The sequence below is a fragment of the Paenibacillus sp. FSL K6-2524 genome (assembly GCF_038005525.1).
Taxonomy (GTDB): Bacteria; Bacillota; Bacilli; order Paenibacillales; family Paenibacillaceae; genus Fontibacillus; species Fontibacillus anaericanus.
This window is the reverse complement of the sequence record NZ_JBBOSP010000001.1, coordinates 4,070,229-4,084,243: the sequence shown is the minus strand read 5'-3', so window position 1 is coordinate 4,084,243 and position 14,015 is coordinate 4,070,229. Positions and strand designations below refer to the sequence as shown.

Sequence of the window (14,015 nt, the reverse complement as noted above, 5' to 3'; positions counted from 1 at the left end):
CTTTGTGGGGTAAGGGTATTACATGTTGCTGGATGTGAAATACATCCAATATATAAAAGCCGATAAACTTGTTTTGAAGCCGATAAATTTTTCGGCAAGAGCTATCAAGAAATCAATGCAGTAAAAAGACACTGAGATCTTATTCATCAGTGTCTTTTTTTGTTGATACATTTCCACCAGAGGGGTTGTAATTTAAAGCAACTTAATCAGCTCTTCAAGCTCATCAACCAACACTTTTGCAAGTTCGAAATCGGTATCTTTTAAAGCTAATTCTATTTTCATTTCCACTGACTTTTTCTTTTGTTCAGTTTCTAAATAGTCTTTATCAAAATGACTAGCATAAATCATCTGTCTAAATTTTCGCATACTCATTTTTCTAATCGTCTTATCGTCAATGATTAAAACATAATCCATACCGTTTACCACAGAATAGAAGTCATGAGAAATCATGAGAATCGCGCCTTTGTAGTCTTGGGTGGCTTTCTCCAGTGCTATTTGTGTATAGGTGTCTAAATGACTTGTCGGTTCATCCAGAAGCAATACATTTGCTTTGCTGGCAGAAACTTTAGCTAATTGAAGTATATTTTTTTCTCCACCAGATAAAGATTCAATCTTCTGATCAACGATTTCGCCTTCAAAGCCATAGTGCGAAATATATGATCTAACCTCATCATAAGAGTTAAACCCAGCATCGATGAATTCTTCTAGTATTGTATTAGAATCCTTTAGAACTTCGCCTTGAAGCTGAGATAAATAAGCCACTTTAGCATTCGCATTTATTTCAATGGAATCATGATTATTTTTAAAGATTTCACGGAGTAAAGTCGTTTTCCCAGTACCATTTGCACCGATCAGAGCTACTTTATCCGTTGATTTGATCTCAAAGTTCACATTTTCTAACAGCAATTCATCAAAGGCAACACGATAATTACTGACATTGATAACCGTGGTGTCTTCTTCCATTTCATGATCAATATCTAAGCTAATATTCGGTTGCTTAATATCAACAAATGGCGCTTTAATTCTACGCGCTTCCAATCTTTCTTGAAATCTAACTCTTGCTTTGAGCGCTCTCCCTCTAGATGCTTCTGAATTATAGGTTGCGATAGCTCTAAGATTATCGATGATGCTCTCGTTTCTCTCAATTTCTTCACCCTCAGCGACCGTGAGTTCTTGTAACTCAATTTTTGTTTGAAGTAATGAGAAGTTATACTCAATATATCGTCCATCAAACTCTTGGATCTCCATGTTTTCAAGATGCAAGATTTTGTTGAAGCAATGATTCAATAGATAGCGGTTGTGCGTAACAACTAGCAGTATGCCTTTGTGAGAATTAATAAGATTTTTAAGCGCATTTAGGTTTTCAAAGTCTAAGAATACATCGGGTTCGTCCATAATCATTAAGTCTGGACTACTAAGCATTTCCTTCATCACTTGAATAAGCTTGAATTCCCCGCCACTCAGGTCGGATACCCTAACATCTTTTAGCTTCATGAGGTTTGCCAGGTTTAGTTTCTTATTAATGTTGCTTTCAAAATCATCCCCGCCTATTGAATCAAAGGCGTCTAGAGCTAATTGATACTTTTCCAGTAATGAATCAATATCCTGAGATGTTTCCATTTCAGTGCAAATAGCTGTTATTTCATGTTGTATCTTAATAAATTCTTCTCCGATATATTCAAAAACGGTTGTTTCTTTAGTTTTTTCTGGTTGTGAGAACTGACTTACATACCCAATTCTGCAAGTCGGGTCTATCTCTAACAAGCCATCAAACAAATATCTTTCTGGATCCATCAGTATGTCTATTAGTGTACTTTTCCCACTGCCACTTGTTCCTATAAAAGCGCATTGTTGTGCCTCTTCTAACGTAAATGAAATGTTTTTATATAGTTCTTTTTGCGGAAATGAGAAGGATAACTTATCAAATTTTATCATAGTATTACCTTTCTTTATAACTAAAATAGTGACTATTATTTGATGTATTGCAGAACATGGATTTTGAGTTTGCCGTTGTTAGAGTAACACTGTTTACAACCAACTTCAATCATTTCACTTTAAAGTTGGGCGTGAAATCGAAAAATACAACTTAGAACATGATCACGCCTGCCTAGATGGCGTCTTTTTTACGTTCTAGTCGTATTTAAAATGTGGTAAAGTAATAAAATGACTGATTCGTTAGGGAGATGTGTTGTTTGAAGAGTTTCGAAATTTGGTCAGAGGGTTTTGCTGATTCTAGACAAATTTGTGGTGCCGCTTACCTTGGATGTGCTGAGGGTGAAACTTTTAGGGAGGCATGTATCAACTTTATGGAAACAGATAAAAAACACAAGCAGCTACGATATTTTAATAAGGATACTATGACCTTCTGGGGTTGTAGACTATTTGATAATGAGGTAGATGCGAGAAAAAGTTTCGGCTAGGATTCTCTTCAGACTTATTTGTAAATGTAATTTTTAATGTTAAAATATAATGGAATGTTTTAAAATTAAAATATTAATATTAATGTTAATATATACGGAAATGGAGCGAAGCCAATGATCAGTAAAGTTGGACAAATTATGATATATGTGAATAACCAAGAGGAAACATTGAAATTTTGGACTGAAAAAGTTGGCTTTAGCTTAATCGCTGATCAAGATAATGGCCATGGTATGAGATGGATTGAAATAGCTCCTACAAAAGATTCGGAGACGAGTATCGTGCTCCACAACAAGGAACTAATTGCTAAAATGCAACCTGAATTGAATCTTAATACACCTTCATTATTGTTTTACTCGGAAAACCTCGACCAACTTTACAAAGATTTTTCGGACAAAGATATTACAGTTGGAGAAATTGTGAGTATGCCTACGGGAAGAGTATTTAATTTTGCTGATAATGAGAATAATTACTTTGCAATTGTGGAAAAACAATAAATCACATAATAAAGCGAAAGAATAAGTCAACCTTCGTGTTGGCTTTTTTTCTGTCGTACTGGATCAAAGTTGGTGTGAGTTTGACTTATATAGTTATAGTGGAAAGATGAAAATATGTTAAAATAAAGACTCATTCTAAAAATGTGGTTAAGTTGAACGGAGGTACAGTATGTCAGTAAATACAGATGATGTGAACTTGGAACAATATAACCAACTGCTTGAACATACAGAAATTCCTGAGCAAGATAAAGTTGTGATTCGTCAATTGATTGAACAAGTGGAAACATTAACAGCTGAGAATGGTCGACTGCGTAGAACATTACTACGTGTGTCATCGAAGAATGAATCCAAGATGTCTAGCAAATTGAAGGACGCACTCTATGAGTAACATAAAAACCTCTTTCAGCATTTAAGCGGAAGAGGTTTTTGGTATGGAGATATTTATGCTTTCTTGCGGAACCTGGGTCCCACATAATTTCGTTTGCGATCCCGAAAGAAGGTCCATCCAGCTAGAAAACTGATCCCACAGAGAAACAGCAGCAGGCCGATAATGAAATTCAGCCAGTCAAACGAAATGCTGGTTAGTGTGTCATCACCGTGGTTAGCTAAGTATAGAAATAAGGCGTCTTTCATCTTGAGAAAGCCATACATGGCCGCGATTCCTGGGATGACTAGGATGATAATTGCGATAAATCGGGAGGTTTTTAATTTCATAGACACGGTTCCTTTCCTGATAAAAAGCAATTTTTGATTTATGTAAGAAAGACGATGTTTATCGCATACTTTGGTTGTTGTTACTCACTGAGATAGGCAATCGTCCAAATGAGGACAGCGAAAGAATGGTTCTATTTGATCATAACTTTTTCTTGAAGTTCTGTCTATTTGGTTCCTTATATTTGTAATAGCTGTAAAACGAGGTACAATAAGAGGCGAAATACTAGTGATTATTCAATGGAATGGGTGGAGATAGGTTATGACAATTTCATGCGACGTAGCAGTTCTTGGTGGAGGTACCGGAGGATATGTTGCGGCTATCCGCGCGGCTCAACTAGGGAAGAAAGTTGTAATTATCGAACAGGACAAGCTCGGAGGGACATGTTTACACAGGGGATGTATTCCCAGTAAAGCATTACTACGCAGTGCAGAACTGTTCGCTCAGATGAAGGATAGTGCTAGTTATGGTATACAAGCGGAAGGAATTTCCCTCGTGTTCCCGAAGGTTCAGGAGCGAAAGCAGGGAATTGTGGATCAGCTTCATAAAGGGGTCCAATATTTGATGAGTAAGAATAAAATACAAGTTGTTCAAGGTAAGGGACGCGTTACGGGACCTTCTATTTTTTCGCCTAAGAGTGGTGCGGTTGCTGTTGAATTAAGTGATGGAGAGATGGAAACCATTCTTCCGACACATTTGATCATCGCTACTGGATCTCGTCCACGAACATTACCAGGATTAACGCCAGACGGGATGTATATATTAAGCAGTGACGAAGCGCTTAAAATGGAAGAACTCCCTGCCTCGATACTAATTGTTGGTGGTGGAGTGATTGGTGTTGAGTGGGCGTCATTATTGAATGATTTTGGTGTACAGGTCACCATCGTGGAAGCTGCGAAGCAATTATTGCCAACTGAAGACGAGGAAGTTGCTCGTGAGTTACAGAAACAGCTTCAACGCCGAGGCGTTGCAGTGTTGACCGGTGTGAGTGTGCTAACAGATACTTTCGATGTACAAGATAATTTAGTACATATCTCAGCCAAACGTGGCGAAGAACTCATTGATTTACAAGCAGACAAGTTGCTGCTCTCCATCGGACGTCAGGCTAATGTGGAGAACATTGGACTTGAGAATACAGATATTGCCTTAGAAAATGGCTTCATCCGAGTTAACGAGTCCATGCAGACGACGGAGCCGCATATATACGCTATTGGTGATTGCATTGGTGGTTTGCAGTTAGCGCATGTTGCTAGCCATGAAGGTCTGGTTGCCGTCAATCATTTGGCAGAGGAATCTGCTCATGGTTATAACGTTCATCATGTACCTCGCTGCGTGTATACACGTCCTGAAGTAGCTTCCGTTGGAATAACGGAGAAGGAAGCACGTGAACAGGGACGCGAGATCAAGGTAGGTAAGGTCCCTTTCTCAGCAATTGGTAAAGCGTTAATACTAGGGGAACGAGACGGATTTGTAAAAATACTGTCTGATGCAAACACTAATGATATTGTTGGGGTTCATATGATCGGAGCCCATGTAACTGAGTTGATCAGTGGTGCTTCGCTAGCCCAACTCCTTGACGCAACACCATGGGAAATCGGACAAGCCGTGTTCGCACATCCATCCCTTTCTGAAATCATTGGTGAAGCTGCCTTAGCAGTAGACGGACACGCTATTGGTATCTAAAAGTATTATTTTCTTTTTGCGGAGAAAGAGATTATAATGAGGTTAACCCAAGTCTTAGTACCAGGTTTTAAGATGAGGCATATAATTAAGAATATGGGTTCTAATTGAAGGAGGTAACTCCCATGAACGCAAAAAGTTTAACACAAACCAAACATAAACATGAGCAGCTCGGATTATCGGACACCGAAGTGGTGGACATGTACAGATATATGCTGCTTGCACGGAAGTTCGATGAGCTTAACCTGTTATTACAACGGGCAGGTAAGATCAATTTTCACGTTTCGGGTATTGGACAGGAGGCTACGCAGGTAGCAGCAGCGTTTGCTCTGGATCGAGAACGCGATTATTTCCTACCGTATTACCGTGATTACGGCTTTGTTCTTTCTGTCGGCATGACAGTGAGAGAACTCATGCTGTCGGCTTTCGCTAAAGCGGAAGATCCAAACAGTGGTGGACGGCAGATGCCGGGTCACTTCGGCAGCAAACGACTACGGATTGTTACCGGATCTAGTCCAGTGACGACACAGGTACCACATGCAGTTGGTGTGGCATTAGCTGCCAAAATGAAGGGTGAAGACATCGTCTCCTTTGTTACTTTTGGTGAAGGTTCCAGTAACCAAGGTGATTTTCACGAAGGATTGAACTTTGCTGGTGTGCAGAAGCTGCCGGTCATTTTCATGTGTGAAAATAACCAATATGCGATTTCGGTACCGGTTAGTAAACAGCTTGGTGGCAGAGTGTATGACCGTGCTAAGGGTTATGGTTTCCCTGGAGTTGAGGTGGACGGGAACGATGCTTTAGAGGTATATCGTGTTGTCAAGGAAGCACGTGAACGCGCAATACGTGGTGAAGGACCAACTTTAATCGAATCCGTGATGTACCGACTGTCACCACATACGACCTCGGATAACGATTTGGCTTATCGGACGAAGGAAGAAGTCGATGAGAACTGGAAGAAAGACGGAATCCCGAAACTGAAGTCCTATCTGATCCAATGCGATCTATGGGATGAAGCGAAGGACGAGGAATTGAACAAGGAATTAACTAAGCATGTAAAAGAAGCGATTGATTCGGCTGATAAAGCGCCGTTTCCAAAGCCGGAAGATACGTTATTACATGTTTACGCTGACAGCGAAGGGGAGGGTCAATAAATGCCAGTTATGGAGTATATCGACGCCATTCGCCTTGCGATGAAAGAGGAAATGGAACGCGACGAGAACGTATTTTTATTGGGAGAAGATATTGGTGTCAAAGGTGGAGTATTCACGACGACGAAAGGTTTGCAGGAGCAGTTCGGCGAACAACGTGTAATGGATACACCACTGGCAGAATCTGCAATTGCTGGAGTGGCGATTGGAGCAGCGATGTATGGAATGAAGCCCATTGCAGAGATGCAATATTCTGACTTTATGCTTCCAGCAACAAATCAGATTATCAGCGAGGCGGCAAAGATTCGCTATCGTTCCAATAATGATTGGAACTGTCCTTTGGTCGTCCGTGCACCTATTGGCGGCGGGATTTTCGGTGGATTATACCATTCTCAATGTGCAGAATCGATTTTCTTTGGTACACCAGGACTGAAGATCATCGCCCCTTATTCAGCTTATGATGCCAAAGGGTTGCTCAAGGCGGCAGTTCGGGATCCTGATCCTGTGTTGTTCTTCGAGAATAAGAAATGCTACAAACTGATTAAAGAAGATGTTCCAGAGGATGATTACATCGTACCGATTGGTAAGGCAAATGTGTTACGAGAAGGTTCTGATATCACAGTGATCAGCTACAGTCTTCCACTACATTTTATTATGCAGGCTGCGGGAGAATTGGAAAAGGAGCAGGGAATTACTGCCCATGTCCTAGACCTCCGTACACTACAGCCGCTGGACCATGCAGCCATTGTTGAATCAGCTCGTAAAACTGGTAAAGTGCTAATCGTCCACGAGGATAATAAAACGGGTGGCGTTGGTGCTGAGGTTTCTGCGATTATTTCGGAGGAGTGCCTATTCGATCTTGATGCACCAATTCAGCGTTTGTGCGGACCGGATGTACCAGCGATGCCGATCAGTCCTCCAATGGAGAAATTCTTTATGCTCAACAAAGATAAAGTTAAAGAGGCCATGTTACAGTTGGCGCTTTACTAATTGGGAGTGACAAGAATATGCCATCAAATAAAATTTTAACCGATGTTACAATGCCTCAACTTGCGGAATCACTTGTATCTGCTACGATTGGAAAATGGTTGAAGAAGCCGGGCGATCAAGTAGAACAATACGAACCGATCTGTGAAGTAATCACGGATAAAGTTAACGCAGAAATTCCTTCGACCCTAGATGGGGTGATGGGAGAGTTACTTGCAGATGAAGGTCAAGAGATTCAGGTTGGAACTGTTATTTGTCGGATTGAGACGGCAACCACTAGTGTGGAATCAAGCTCAAATGCCAATTCTGCTGAAGCAAAGAACAGCGCTCATTCTGCAGAGACCACAGAAGATAATCAGAGAAGCCGTTATTCACCGGCAGTATTGACACTTGCTGCACAGCACGGTCTCAATCTGCAAGATATTCCAGGTAGTGGTCTTGGCGGACGAATTACGCGTAAGGACGTACAGGCCTATATTGACGGAGGCGGAGTAACTTCAACTAATGCATCAGGAATAACTCCTTCGTCTGCACAGCAGCTTAATCAGCAAGTCACACCACAACCTGCAGCATTTGAGCCCAAGAAGGTAGTTGAAGAGCCTGTTCGTCATTCCGGACTGCATTTAACAGAGCCTCCTAGAATTCCAACTATTGAGATTGAGGCAGGGAATCACAACGAACATTTCATTGATGTGACACCTATTCGTAACACGATTGCTACGCGTATGCGTCAGAGTGTATCGGAGATCCCGCATGGCTGGATGATGATCGAGGTTGATGTGACGAATCTGGTTCAGCTCCGGAATAAGTTGAAACATGATTTTATGAAAAAAGAAGGCGTAAACCTAACCTATTTAGCCTTCCTAATGAAGGCTGTTGTTGGTGCGATCAAAGATTATCCAATTATGAACTCTGTTTGGGCAGTAGATAAGATTATTGTTAAGCGGGACATCAATATCTCACTTGCTGTAGGTACAGAAGATTCGGTTATGACTCCAGTCATCAAAAAAGCAGATCAGAAAAATATCGCTGGTCTTGCCCGGGAAATCGAGGATCTTGCTAGTAAGGTTCGTGCGGGTAAGCTGAAGCTAGACGATATGCAGGGTGGAACGTTTACCGTTAATAACACGGGATCTTTTGGTTCTATTTTGACTCAACCGATCATTAATTATCCGCAGGCTGCTATACTTACATTTGAATCTATTGTGAAGAGACCTGTGGTTATTAACGATATGATTGGGGTTCGTTCGATGGCCAATATGTGTTTGTCACTTGATCATCGGATTTTGGATGGTGTCATATGTGGACGTTTTATGCAGCGTGTGAAAGATAATATGGAGAGCTATTCTCTGGATACTCAGGTATATTAATCGATCAGCGGATTATGAAATCCCTTCTCCGCGATATTTAGAGATGAGGCGATGAACGGCATGACGAAGTCCTTGCAAATCCGCTATTTTCCGATGATGGAATACGGGGAAGCTTGGGAAATGCAGAAGATGCTCGTAAAAGCCATCGATGAAGGTCAGCAGCAGGAACACCTGCTGCTTCTTCAGCATCCACCAACATATACTATCGGTTCACAGCGTCATCCTGAGCATTTGCTGCTTAGTTCAAAAGAGTTGCAGGAGCAGGGAATAGCGTTGTTTGAAATCGATCGAGGTGGAGATATTACATATCATGGACCAGGGCAACTTGTGGGTTATCCCTTATTGTGGCTTGATGGTACGAAAGGCTTAGATTTACACGGGTATTTACGAGAGCTGGAACAAGTAATCATTAATTACTTGAGATTGTTCGGAGTTGACGGATCTAGAAAACCGAAATACACCGGGGTTTGGATCGGGGATACGAAGATCGCAGCCATCGGCGTGAAGTTTAATAAGTGCCGCCACAGGAAAGGATTTATCGCCAGTCACGGATTCGCTTTTAATATCAAAGCGGGCATTCAAGCGGATGGCTTTCAGGGCATCATTCCCTGTGGCATTGAGCAATATGGAGTGACATCACTTGAGGATGTCACTGGACTTCCATTCACAGTGGAGCAAGTTTCACGGGACATCGTCCCCTATTTTAACGAGGTATTTAGCATGTATGGGTCGTGGAGCTAGCCCCGTAATTAACGGATGAGAAATGGTTCAATCAGGGCGAGTAGTGTCGATCCAAGCATTGCAAACAACATTATATAAATAACGATCTTTAACCATTTTTTTCGCATATAGAAAAGCTCCTTTTGATTAAATTAGATTGGAAGTAGTATATTTAAAGACTACATCCATTTATATTAACGCAAAAAAGAAGGCGAGGAAAGTATTATGATAAATAAGGAAAGAGTTATCGCACAATTCATCGAGTTAGTATCTATTGATAGTGAAACGAAATATGAACGGCAAATCGCAGATTATCTGAAATCAAAATTTCAAAGTCTAGGCCTTGAAGTGGTGGAGGACGACTCCCAGGCCATCACAGGTCACGGAGCTGGCAATCTAATTGCTACTCTTAAACCAAGTGGAGCCAATACGGCTGAGCCATTCCTGTTCACTTGCCATATGGATACAGTGACACCCGGAATTGGAATCACACCAATAATTGGGGAAGACGGATGGATTCGCAGCGACGGTACTACTATTCTGGGAGCAGATGATAAAGCAGGTGTTGCAGCCCTCCTAGAAGTTATTGAGGTTCTGAAAGAGAACAATCTGCCACATGGACAAATTCAGTTCGTGATCACTGCAGGTGAAGAATCAGGACTGCTGGGTGCGAGAGCGCTAGATGCTAAATATCTTGACTCAAAATTCGGATTCGCGATTGACTCTAACGGGGAAGTGGGGACCATTTGTGTTGGGGCTCCAACACAAGCGCGGATTGAAATTGAAATATTCGGCAAATCGGCTCATGCCGGTGTGAATCCAGAGGATGGAATTAGTGCGATTCAGGTGGCTGGTAAAGCGATTTCCCTTATGAATCTGGGACGTATTGATGAAGAAACATCCGCTAATATCGGTAAATTTGAAGGCGGCGGTCAGACGAATATTGTAGCTGACTATGTGAAGTTGTATGCAGAAGCGCGGAGTCTTTCGCAAGATAAGGTCAATAAACAACTGGCGGAGATGAAGGAAGCGGTTGAATCAGCTTGTCGTGATTACAATGCTCGGGGAGAATTTAAGAGCGATATTATTTACCCGGCCTTCCATTTCTCAGGGAATGAAGATGTTGTCAAACTAGCGAAGAAAGCTGCGGATCAATTGGGGCTTTCGGGTGATGCCTTTACTTCAGGCGGGGGCAGTGATGCCAACATATTCAACGGATTAGGAATTCCAACCGTTAATCTGGCCGTGGGATACGAGGATATTCATACCACTAAAGAGCGAATCAAAAGTGAGGATATTGTTAAAGTAGCTCAGCTTGCCCTTGAGATTGTCACGCAGACTTTGACTAATTAATCAATGTTTATTCACCGCCCAGTAGGCTTTACAAAGCCTGCTCGGGCGGTTTTTCGTTGTTATTAGCTTAATATAAGAGAAGTGAGTTAATGCTTGAGGGATACGCTTTGCGCAGGGAGGTTACGTTGTTGCTCCAGTGACCATTCGGTATGCCAGCCCGAGCTATGTATGATTTGGAGAGATTGAGTAATGTCATTTAGATATCGCTCAATCTTGGTCCTCTCTTCTTCAGCGGGATGATACAACGTAATCCGTCTTAGGAGGTTGGACATCGCTTCGTTCAAATAACAGGATGCAGCACCAAATCGGGCGCGAGCGATTTCGGGACTCTTTTGCAAAAGGGACTCAAATAATTCAGTTGCTTGGGAATATTGACCTTCATCATAAAGTATCTCAGCAGAAATGTAAGTCAAATTTAACATAGAGTTACTGTTCTCGTTAATGGGATAGGCAGACAATTTATCCTTAGCTTCTTGTACGTACCCCTGTTCATAAAGGGCTTGAATGAGCTCGCTTTGGAGGTAAATGTCTGGAGATCCACCCAGTAATGTGTCGGCGATATCAAGTAAACCTAATGATACAGTGCGTTGAATAAGTTCTGCGAGATGAATAGAACTCAGGTTATGTTGGGAAATGTTTGTATCCCTATGGAGTTGGCAAATGACCGATAACTGTCGTAATGCTTCTTGAAAAGGCAATGAAATAGCTGCCTCTTCCTTTTCCCACTCCTGAATACATTGAAAAGCTATCTCAATCTCGCCAGTGCGAATGAGTGTTTCGAGATATATTATACGATACGGCTCTGTCTTATTATTTTCACAGATTGGAGAACTGCTCATAGTTCATCACTTCCAGTCCGATGAGTTCAATTATTTAGTGAGTCTTGATGCTAAGAGTTCTTTTACTTTAACGGAAGGACCCGCCTCTTTTTGCCACTGAGATAAAAGAATACGAATTTGCCAAGCCTTTCCTTGGGCACGTAAGCGATCATTTGAGAAATATGACTTCATGTTGATGCTCCTTTTCTTAACGAGTTTGGTATAATAACACCATATGTCTCAGGCGGACAAGTTATGACGTTTTACATTTAAAGGAGGAATAATAATGACAACATCGCATGATAAGTTAGTCGAGAAGACAATATCTACAGAACCCGTGTTCTCGGGCAGGATTATATCTCTACAGATCGATACAGTTGAGCTTCCTGATGGTTCCAAGGCTACTCGGGAAGTTGTGAAGCATCCCGGTGCGGTAGCGGTCATTGCCATTCATGAGGGGCGTTTACTACTCGTTGATCAATTTCGTCAACCAATGAGAAGATGTGAGCTCGAGATCCCCGCTGGTAAGCTAGAGAAAGGCGAAGACCCAATGGAAGCGGCTAAGCGTGAACTTCAAGAAGAGACAGGGTATCACTGTGATCAAATCAGTCTCATTCATTCTTTCTATACTTCCCCTGGATTTGCCGATGAAATCATTCATTTATATTTGGCTGAGGGATTATCGGCTGGGGAGATGGCGTTGGATGAGGATGAATTTCTTGAAGTTTATGAAGCGACTCTAGAGGAATGTCAGCAGTATATCGTGGAAGGGCGTATTGCAGATGCCAAAACCATTATGGCCGTATATATTTGGCAACAACAGCTTGCACGGGATACTGAGAGCAAAGAAATATGAGTCCAAAGGAACCGGACTTATCGTCTTACTATGCTGATCTACATATTCATATTGGACGAACAGAACAAGGGGCTCCTGTCAAAATAAGCGGTAGTCGTAATCTAACGTTTGAGAACATCGCCAAGGAAGCCCAAGGACGTAAGGGAATTGGACTTGTAGGCATCATCGACTGTCATTCCCCTGGAGTACAAGAGGATATTGTAGCAAGCTTGGAAAAGGGCGAAATGAAGGAATTAGAAGACGGTGGGATATCTTACAAGGGAACAACCATCTTACTTGGTTCGGAGTTAGAAATTCGTGAGCCCGGTATGGGTCCCGCACATATTCTTGTCTATTTTCCATACTTCGAAATGATGAAGTCATTTACTGGCTGGTTAGAGCAACGAATGAAGAATGTTAGTTTAAGTTCTCAGCGAGTGTATGCACCAGCACGTGATTTACAAGCAGAGGTTTATGACAGAGGGGGAATGGTGATTCCTGCTCATATATTTACACCTCACCGCAGTATTTATGGAAGCTGTGCCCCACGGTTGGATCAGGTGCTTAATCCTGAACTCATTAGTGCGGTAGAGCTTGGACTAAGTGCTGACAGTGAAATGGCAGGACTGATTAGCGAGTTGGACAGATATACAATTCTAACTAATTCTGACGCACATTCGCTCGGTAAGATCGGAAGAGAATATAATGAGTTAATCTTGCAAAGGCCTAGCTACCGAGAATTTGAAAAAGCTCTGAAACGTGAAAGTGGCCGGAGGGTAGCTGGGAATTTTGGTTTGAATCCTCGTCTTGGCAAATACCACCGAACATACTGCGGAGGATGTAATTTTATCATCAACGAGACTGAGCATTCTGTTGAGCGTTGCCCTTATTGCGGAAGTACCAAATTAGTACGTGGTGTCCTGGATAGAATTCATTCTATCGGTGACCGCAAGGAGACGATGATTCCATCTCATCGTCCGCCGTATCATTATCAGGTGCCGCTTGAATTTATTCCGGGGCTTGGTCCGGCTAAACTTAACCTCCTACTTGAAGCCTTCGGCACGGAAATGAATATTCTGCACCGAGTCTCTCAGCTTGAACTTGCTGAAGTAGTTGGTGAGGAGCTAGCTGCGCTTATCTGCGAAGCACGCAGTGGACGGCTATCTTTATCGCCAGGTGGTGGCGGGACTTACGGTAAGGTCATCAAATCCTAGAGGAAGTTCAAATAGTCGACAATTGATCACGAAGTAACTCTGGATGTTTTACTACATCGAAGATTACTCCAATCCTTGAAGTCCGTTGCTCATGTAGGTTTGCCTACACTCCGCTACTCCTTCTTCGGTTTGAAGTAATCTTCTCGGTGCTGAATCGTCGACTTTTTGAACATTTATCCTAGAGGAAGTTCAAATAGTCGACAATTGATCACTCTGGTTGAAGCATAAGGTAGCCAGCTTGTACATAGTCTGTTGTAAAG

General features: G+C 42.0%; 16 protein-coding genes. 11 read left to right on the top strand and 5 right to left on the bottom strand.

Features of this window, described 5'->3' with window-relative positions:
• Positions 1-192: 192 nt before the first annotated feature.
• Positions 193-1,935 (bottom strand): ABC-F family ATP-binding cassette domain-containing protein, encoded by a 1,743-nt coding sequence (locus NST85_RS18800; RefSeq protein WP_341190081.1) that lies wholly within the window; start codon positions 1,933-1,935, stop codon positions 193-195.
• Between the two features lie 257 nt (positions 1,936-2,192).
• Here NST85_RS18800 and NST85_RS18795 point away from each other — a divergent pair, with 257 nt between their 5' ends.
• The 3 genes from NST85_RS18795 to NST85_RS18785 all read left to right on the top strand — a co-directional run bounded on the left by NST85_RS18795 (position 2,193) and on the right by NST85_RS18785 (position 3,303).
• Positions 2,193-2,420: a hypothetical protein gene (locus NST85_RS18795; RefSeq protein WP_127190943.1), complete on the top strand. Its 228-nt coding sequence runs from the start codon at positions 2,193-2,195 to the stop codon at positions 2,418-2,420.
• 114 nt (positions 2,421-2,534) lie between these two features.
• Positions 2,535-2,915: a VOC family protein gene (locus NST85_RS18790; RefSeq protein WP_127190942.1), complete on the top strand. Its 381-nt coding sequence runs from the start codon at positions 2,535-2,537 to the stop codon at positions 2,913-2,915.
• Positions 2,916-3,084: 169 nt separating this feature from the next.
• Positions 3,085-3,303 (top strand): hypothetical protein, encoded by a 219-nt coding sequence (locus NST85_RS18785; protein WP_127190941.1) that lies wholly within the window; start codon positions 3,085-3,087, stop codon positions 3,301-3,303.
• Positions 3,304-3,356: 53 nt separating this feature from the next.
• On the opposite strand, the gene NST85_RS18780 is transcribed toward NST85_RS18785, so the two are convergent.
• A complete protein-coding gene (locus NST85_RS18780; RefSeq protein WP_127190940.1) occupies positions 3,357-3,629 on the bottom strand; it encodes a DUF2627 domain-containing protein in 273 nt (90 codons plus the stop codon).
• A gap of 259 nt (positions 3,630-3,888) precedes the next feature.
• Here NST85_RS18780 and lpdA point away from each other — a divergent pair, with 259 nt between their 5' ends.
• From lpdA to lipB, 5 genes are all read left to right on the top strand, one after another.
• Positions 3,889-5,310: a dihydrolipoyl dehydrogenase gene (gene lpdA, locus NST85_RS18775; RefSeq protein ID WP_127190939.1), complete on the top strand. Its 1,422-nt coding sequence runs from the start codon at positions 3,889-3,891 to the stop codon at positions 5,308-5,310.
• Between the two features lie 122 nt (positions 5,311-5,432).
• Positions 5,433-6,461: a thiamine pyrophosphate-dependent dehydrogenase E1 component subunit alpha gene (locus tag NST85_RS18770; RefSeq protein ID WP_127190938.1), complete on the top strand. Its 1,029-nt coding sequence runs from the start codon at positions 5,433-5,435 to the stop codon at positions 6,459-6,461.
• Positions 6,462-7,448 carry an alpha-ketoacid dehydrogenase subunit beta gene (locus NST85_RS18765; protein ID WP_127190937.1) on the top strand — a complete coding sequence of 329 codons (987 nt, stop codon included), beginning with the start codon at positions 6,462-6,464 and terminating at the stop codon, positions 7,446-7,448.
• Between the two features lie 17 nt (positions 7,449-7,465).
• Complete coding sequence (locus NST85_RS18760) at positions 7,466-8,815, top strand: dihydrolipoamide acetyltransferase family protein (RefSeq protein WP_341190080.1); 1,350 nt, start codon at positions 7,466-7,468, stop codon at positions 8,813-8,815.
• A gap of 60 nt (positions 8,816-8,875) precedes the next feature.
• On the top strand, positions 8,876-9,556 hold the full coding sequence (gene lipB, locus NST85_RS18755; protein WP_127190935.1) for a lipoyl(octanoyl) transferase LipB: 681 nt from the start codon (positions 8,876-8,878) through the stop codon (positions 9,554-9,556).
• 8 nt (positions 9,557-9,564) lie between these two features.
• Here lipB and prli42 read toward each other — a convergent pair whose 3' ends face one another.
• Positions 9,565-9,663, bottom strand: coding sequence for a stressosome-associated protein Prli42 (gene prli42 / locus NST85_RS18750; RefSeq protein ID WP_127190934.1), 99 nt, complete (start codon positions 9,661-9,663; stop codon positions 9,565-9,567).
• 97 nt (positions 9,664-9,760) lie between these two features.
• Between prli42 and NST85_RS18745 the strand changes: the two genes are divergently transcribed.
• Positions 9,761-10,888 (top strand): M20/M25/M40 family metallo-hydrolase, encoded by a 1,128-nt coding sequence (locus NST85_RS18745; protein WP_341190079.1) that lies wholly within the window; start codon positions 9,761-9,763, stop codon positions 10,886-10,888.
• Positions 10,889-10,974: 86 nt separating this feature from the next.
• On the opposite strand, the gene NST85_RS18740 is transcribed toward NST85_RS18745, so the two are convergent.
• Together NST85_RS18740 and NST85_RS18735 are read right to left on the bottom strand one after the other, a co-directional pair.
• The gene (locus NST85_RS18740; RefSeq protein WP_127190932.1) at positions 10,975-11,727 is read right to left on the bottom strand and encodes a tetratricopeptide repeat protein; all 753 of its coding nucleotides are present in this window, start codon (positions 11,725-11,727) and stop codon (positions 10,975-10,977) included.
• Between the two features lie 30 nt (positions 11,728-11,757).
• Positions 11,758-11,898: a Z-ring formation inhibitor MciZ gene (locus tag NST85_RS18735; protein WP_127190931.1), complete on the bottom strand. Its 141-nt coding sequence runs from the start codon at positions 11,896-11,898 to the stop codon at positions 11,758-11,760.
• Positions 11,899-11,992: 94 nt separating this feature from the next.
• Between NST85_RS18735 and NST85_RS18730 the strand changes: the two genes are divergently transcribed.
• Together NST85_RS18730 and NST85_RS18725 are read left to right on the top strand one after the other, a co-directional pair.
• On the top strand, positions 11,993-12,562 hold the full coding sequence (locus NST85_RS18730) for an NUDIX domain-containing protein (RefSeq protein ID WP_127190930.1): 570 nt from the start codon (positions 11,993-11,995) through the stop codon (positions 12,560-12,562).
• Positions 12,559-13,755 carry an endonuclease Q family protein gene (locus tag NST85_RS18725; RefSeq protein ID WP_341190078.1) on the top strand — a complete coding sequence of 399 codons (1,197 nt, stop codon included), beginning with the start codon at positions 12,559-12,561 and terminating at the stop codon, positions 13,753-13,755. The genes NST85_RS18730 and NST85_RS18725 overlap by 4 nt, the downstream gene beginning before the upstream one ends.
• Positions 13,756-14,015: the final 260 nt, after the last annotated feature.

Coding starts and splice junctions, on each gene's coding strand:
- NST85_RS18800 (WP_341190081.1), bottom strand. CDS start 1,935: ATGATAAAATTTGATAAGTTATCCTTCTCATTTCCGCAAAAAGAACTA.
- NST85_RS18790 (WP_127190942.1), top strand. CDS start 2,535: ATGATCAGTAAAGTTGGACAAATTATGATATATGTGAATAACCAAGAG.
- NST85_RS18785 (WP_127190941.1), top strand. CDS start 3,085: ATGTCAGTAAATACAGATGATGTGAACTTGGAACAATATAACCAACTG.
- NST85_RS18780 (WP_127190940.1), bottom strand. CDS start 3,629: ATGAAATTAAAAACCTCCCGATTTATCGCAATTATCATCCTAGTCATC.
- lpdA (WP_127190939.1), top strand. CDS start 3,889: ATGACAATTTCATGCGACGTAGCAGTTCTTGGTGGAGGTACCGGAGGA.
- NST85_RS18770 (WP_127190938.1), top strand. CDS start 5,433: ATGAACGCAAAAAGTTTAACACAAACCAAACATAAACATGAGCAGCTC.
- NST85_RS18765 (WP_127190937.1), top strand. CDS start 6,462: ATGCCAGTTATGGAGTATATCGACGCCATTCGCCTTGCGATGAAAGAG.
- NST85_RS18760 (WP_341190080.1), top strand. CDS start 7,466: ATGCCATCAAATAAAATTTTAACCGATGTTACAATGCCTCAACTTGCG.
- lipB (WP_127190935.1), top strand. CDS start 8,876: ATGACGAAGTCCTTGCAAATCCGCTATTTTCCGATGATGGAATACGGG.
- prli42 (WP_127190934.1), bottom strand. CDS start 9,663: ATGCGAAAAAAATGGTTAAAGATCGTTATTTATATAATGTTGTTTGCA.
- NST85_RS18745 (WP_341190079.1), top strand. CDS start 9,761: ATGATAAATAAGGAAAGAGTTATCGCACAATTCATCGAGTTAGTATCT.
- NST85_RS18740 (WP_127190932.1), bottom strand. CDS start 11,727: ATGAGCAGTTCTCCAATCTGTGAAAATAATAAGACAGAGCCGTATCGT.
- NST85_RS18735 (WP_127190931.1), bottom strand. CDS start 11,898: ATGAAGTCATATTTCTCAAATGATCGCTTACGTGCCCAAGGAAAGGCT.
- NST85_RS18730 (WP_127190930.1), top strand. CDS start 11,993: ATGACAACATCGCATGATAAGTTAGTCGAGAAGACAATATCTACAGAA.
- NST85_RS18725 (WP_341190078.1), top strand. CDS start 12,559: ATGAGTCCAAAGGAACCGGACTTATCGTCTTACTATGCTGATCTACAT.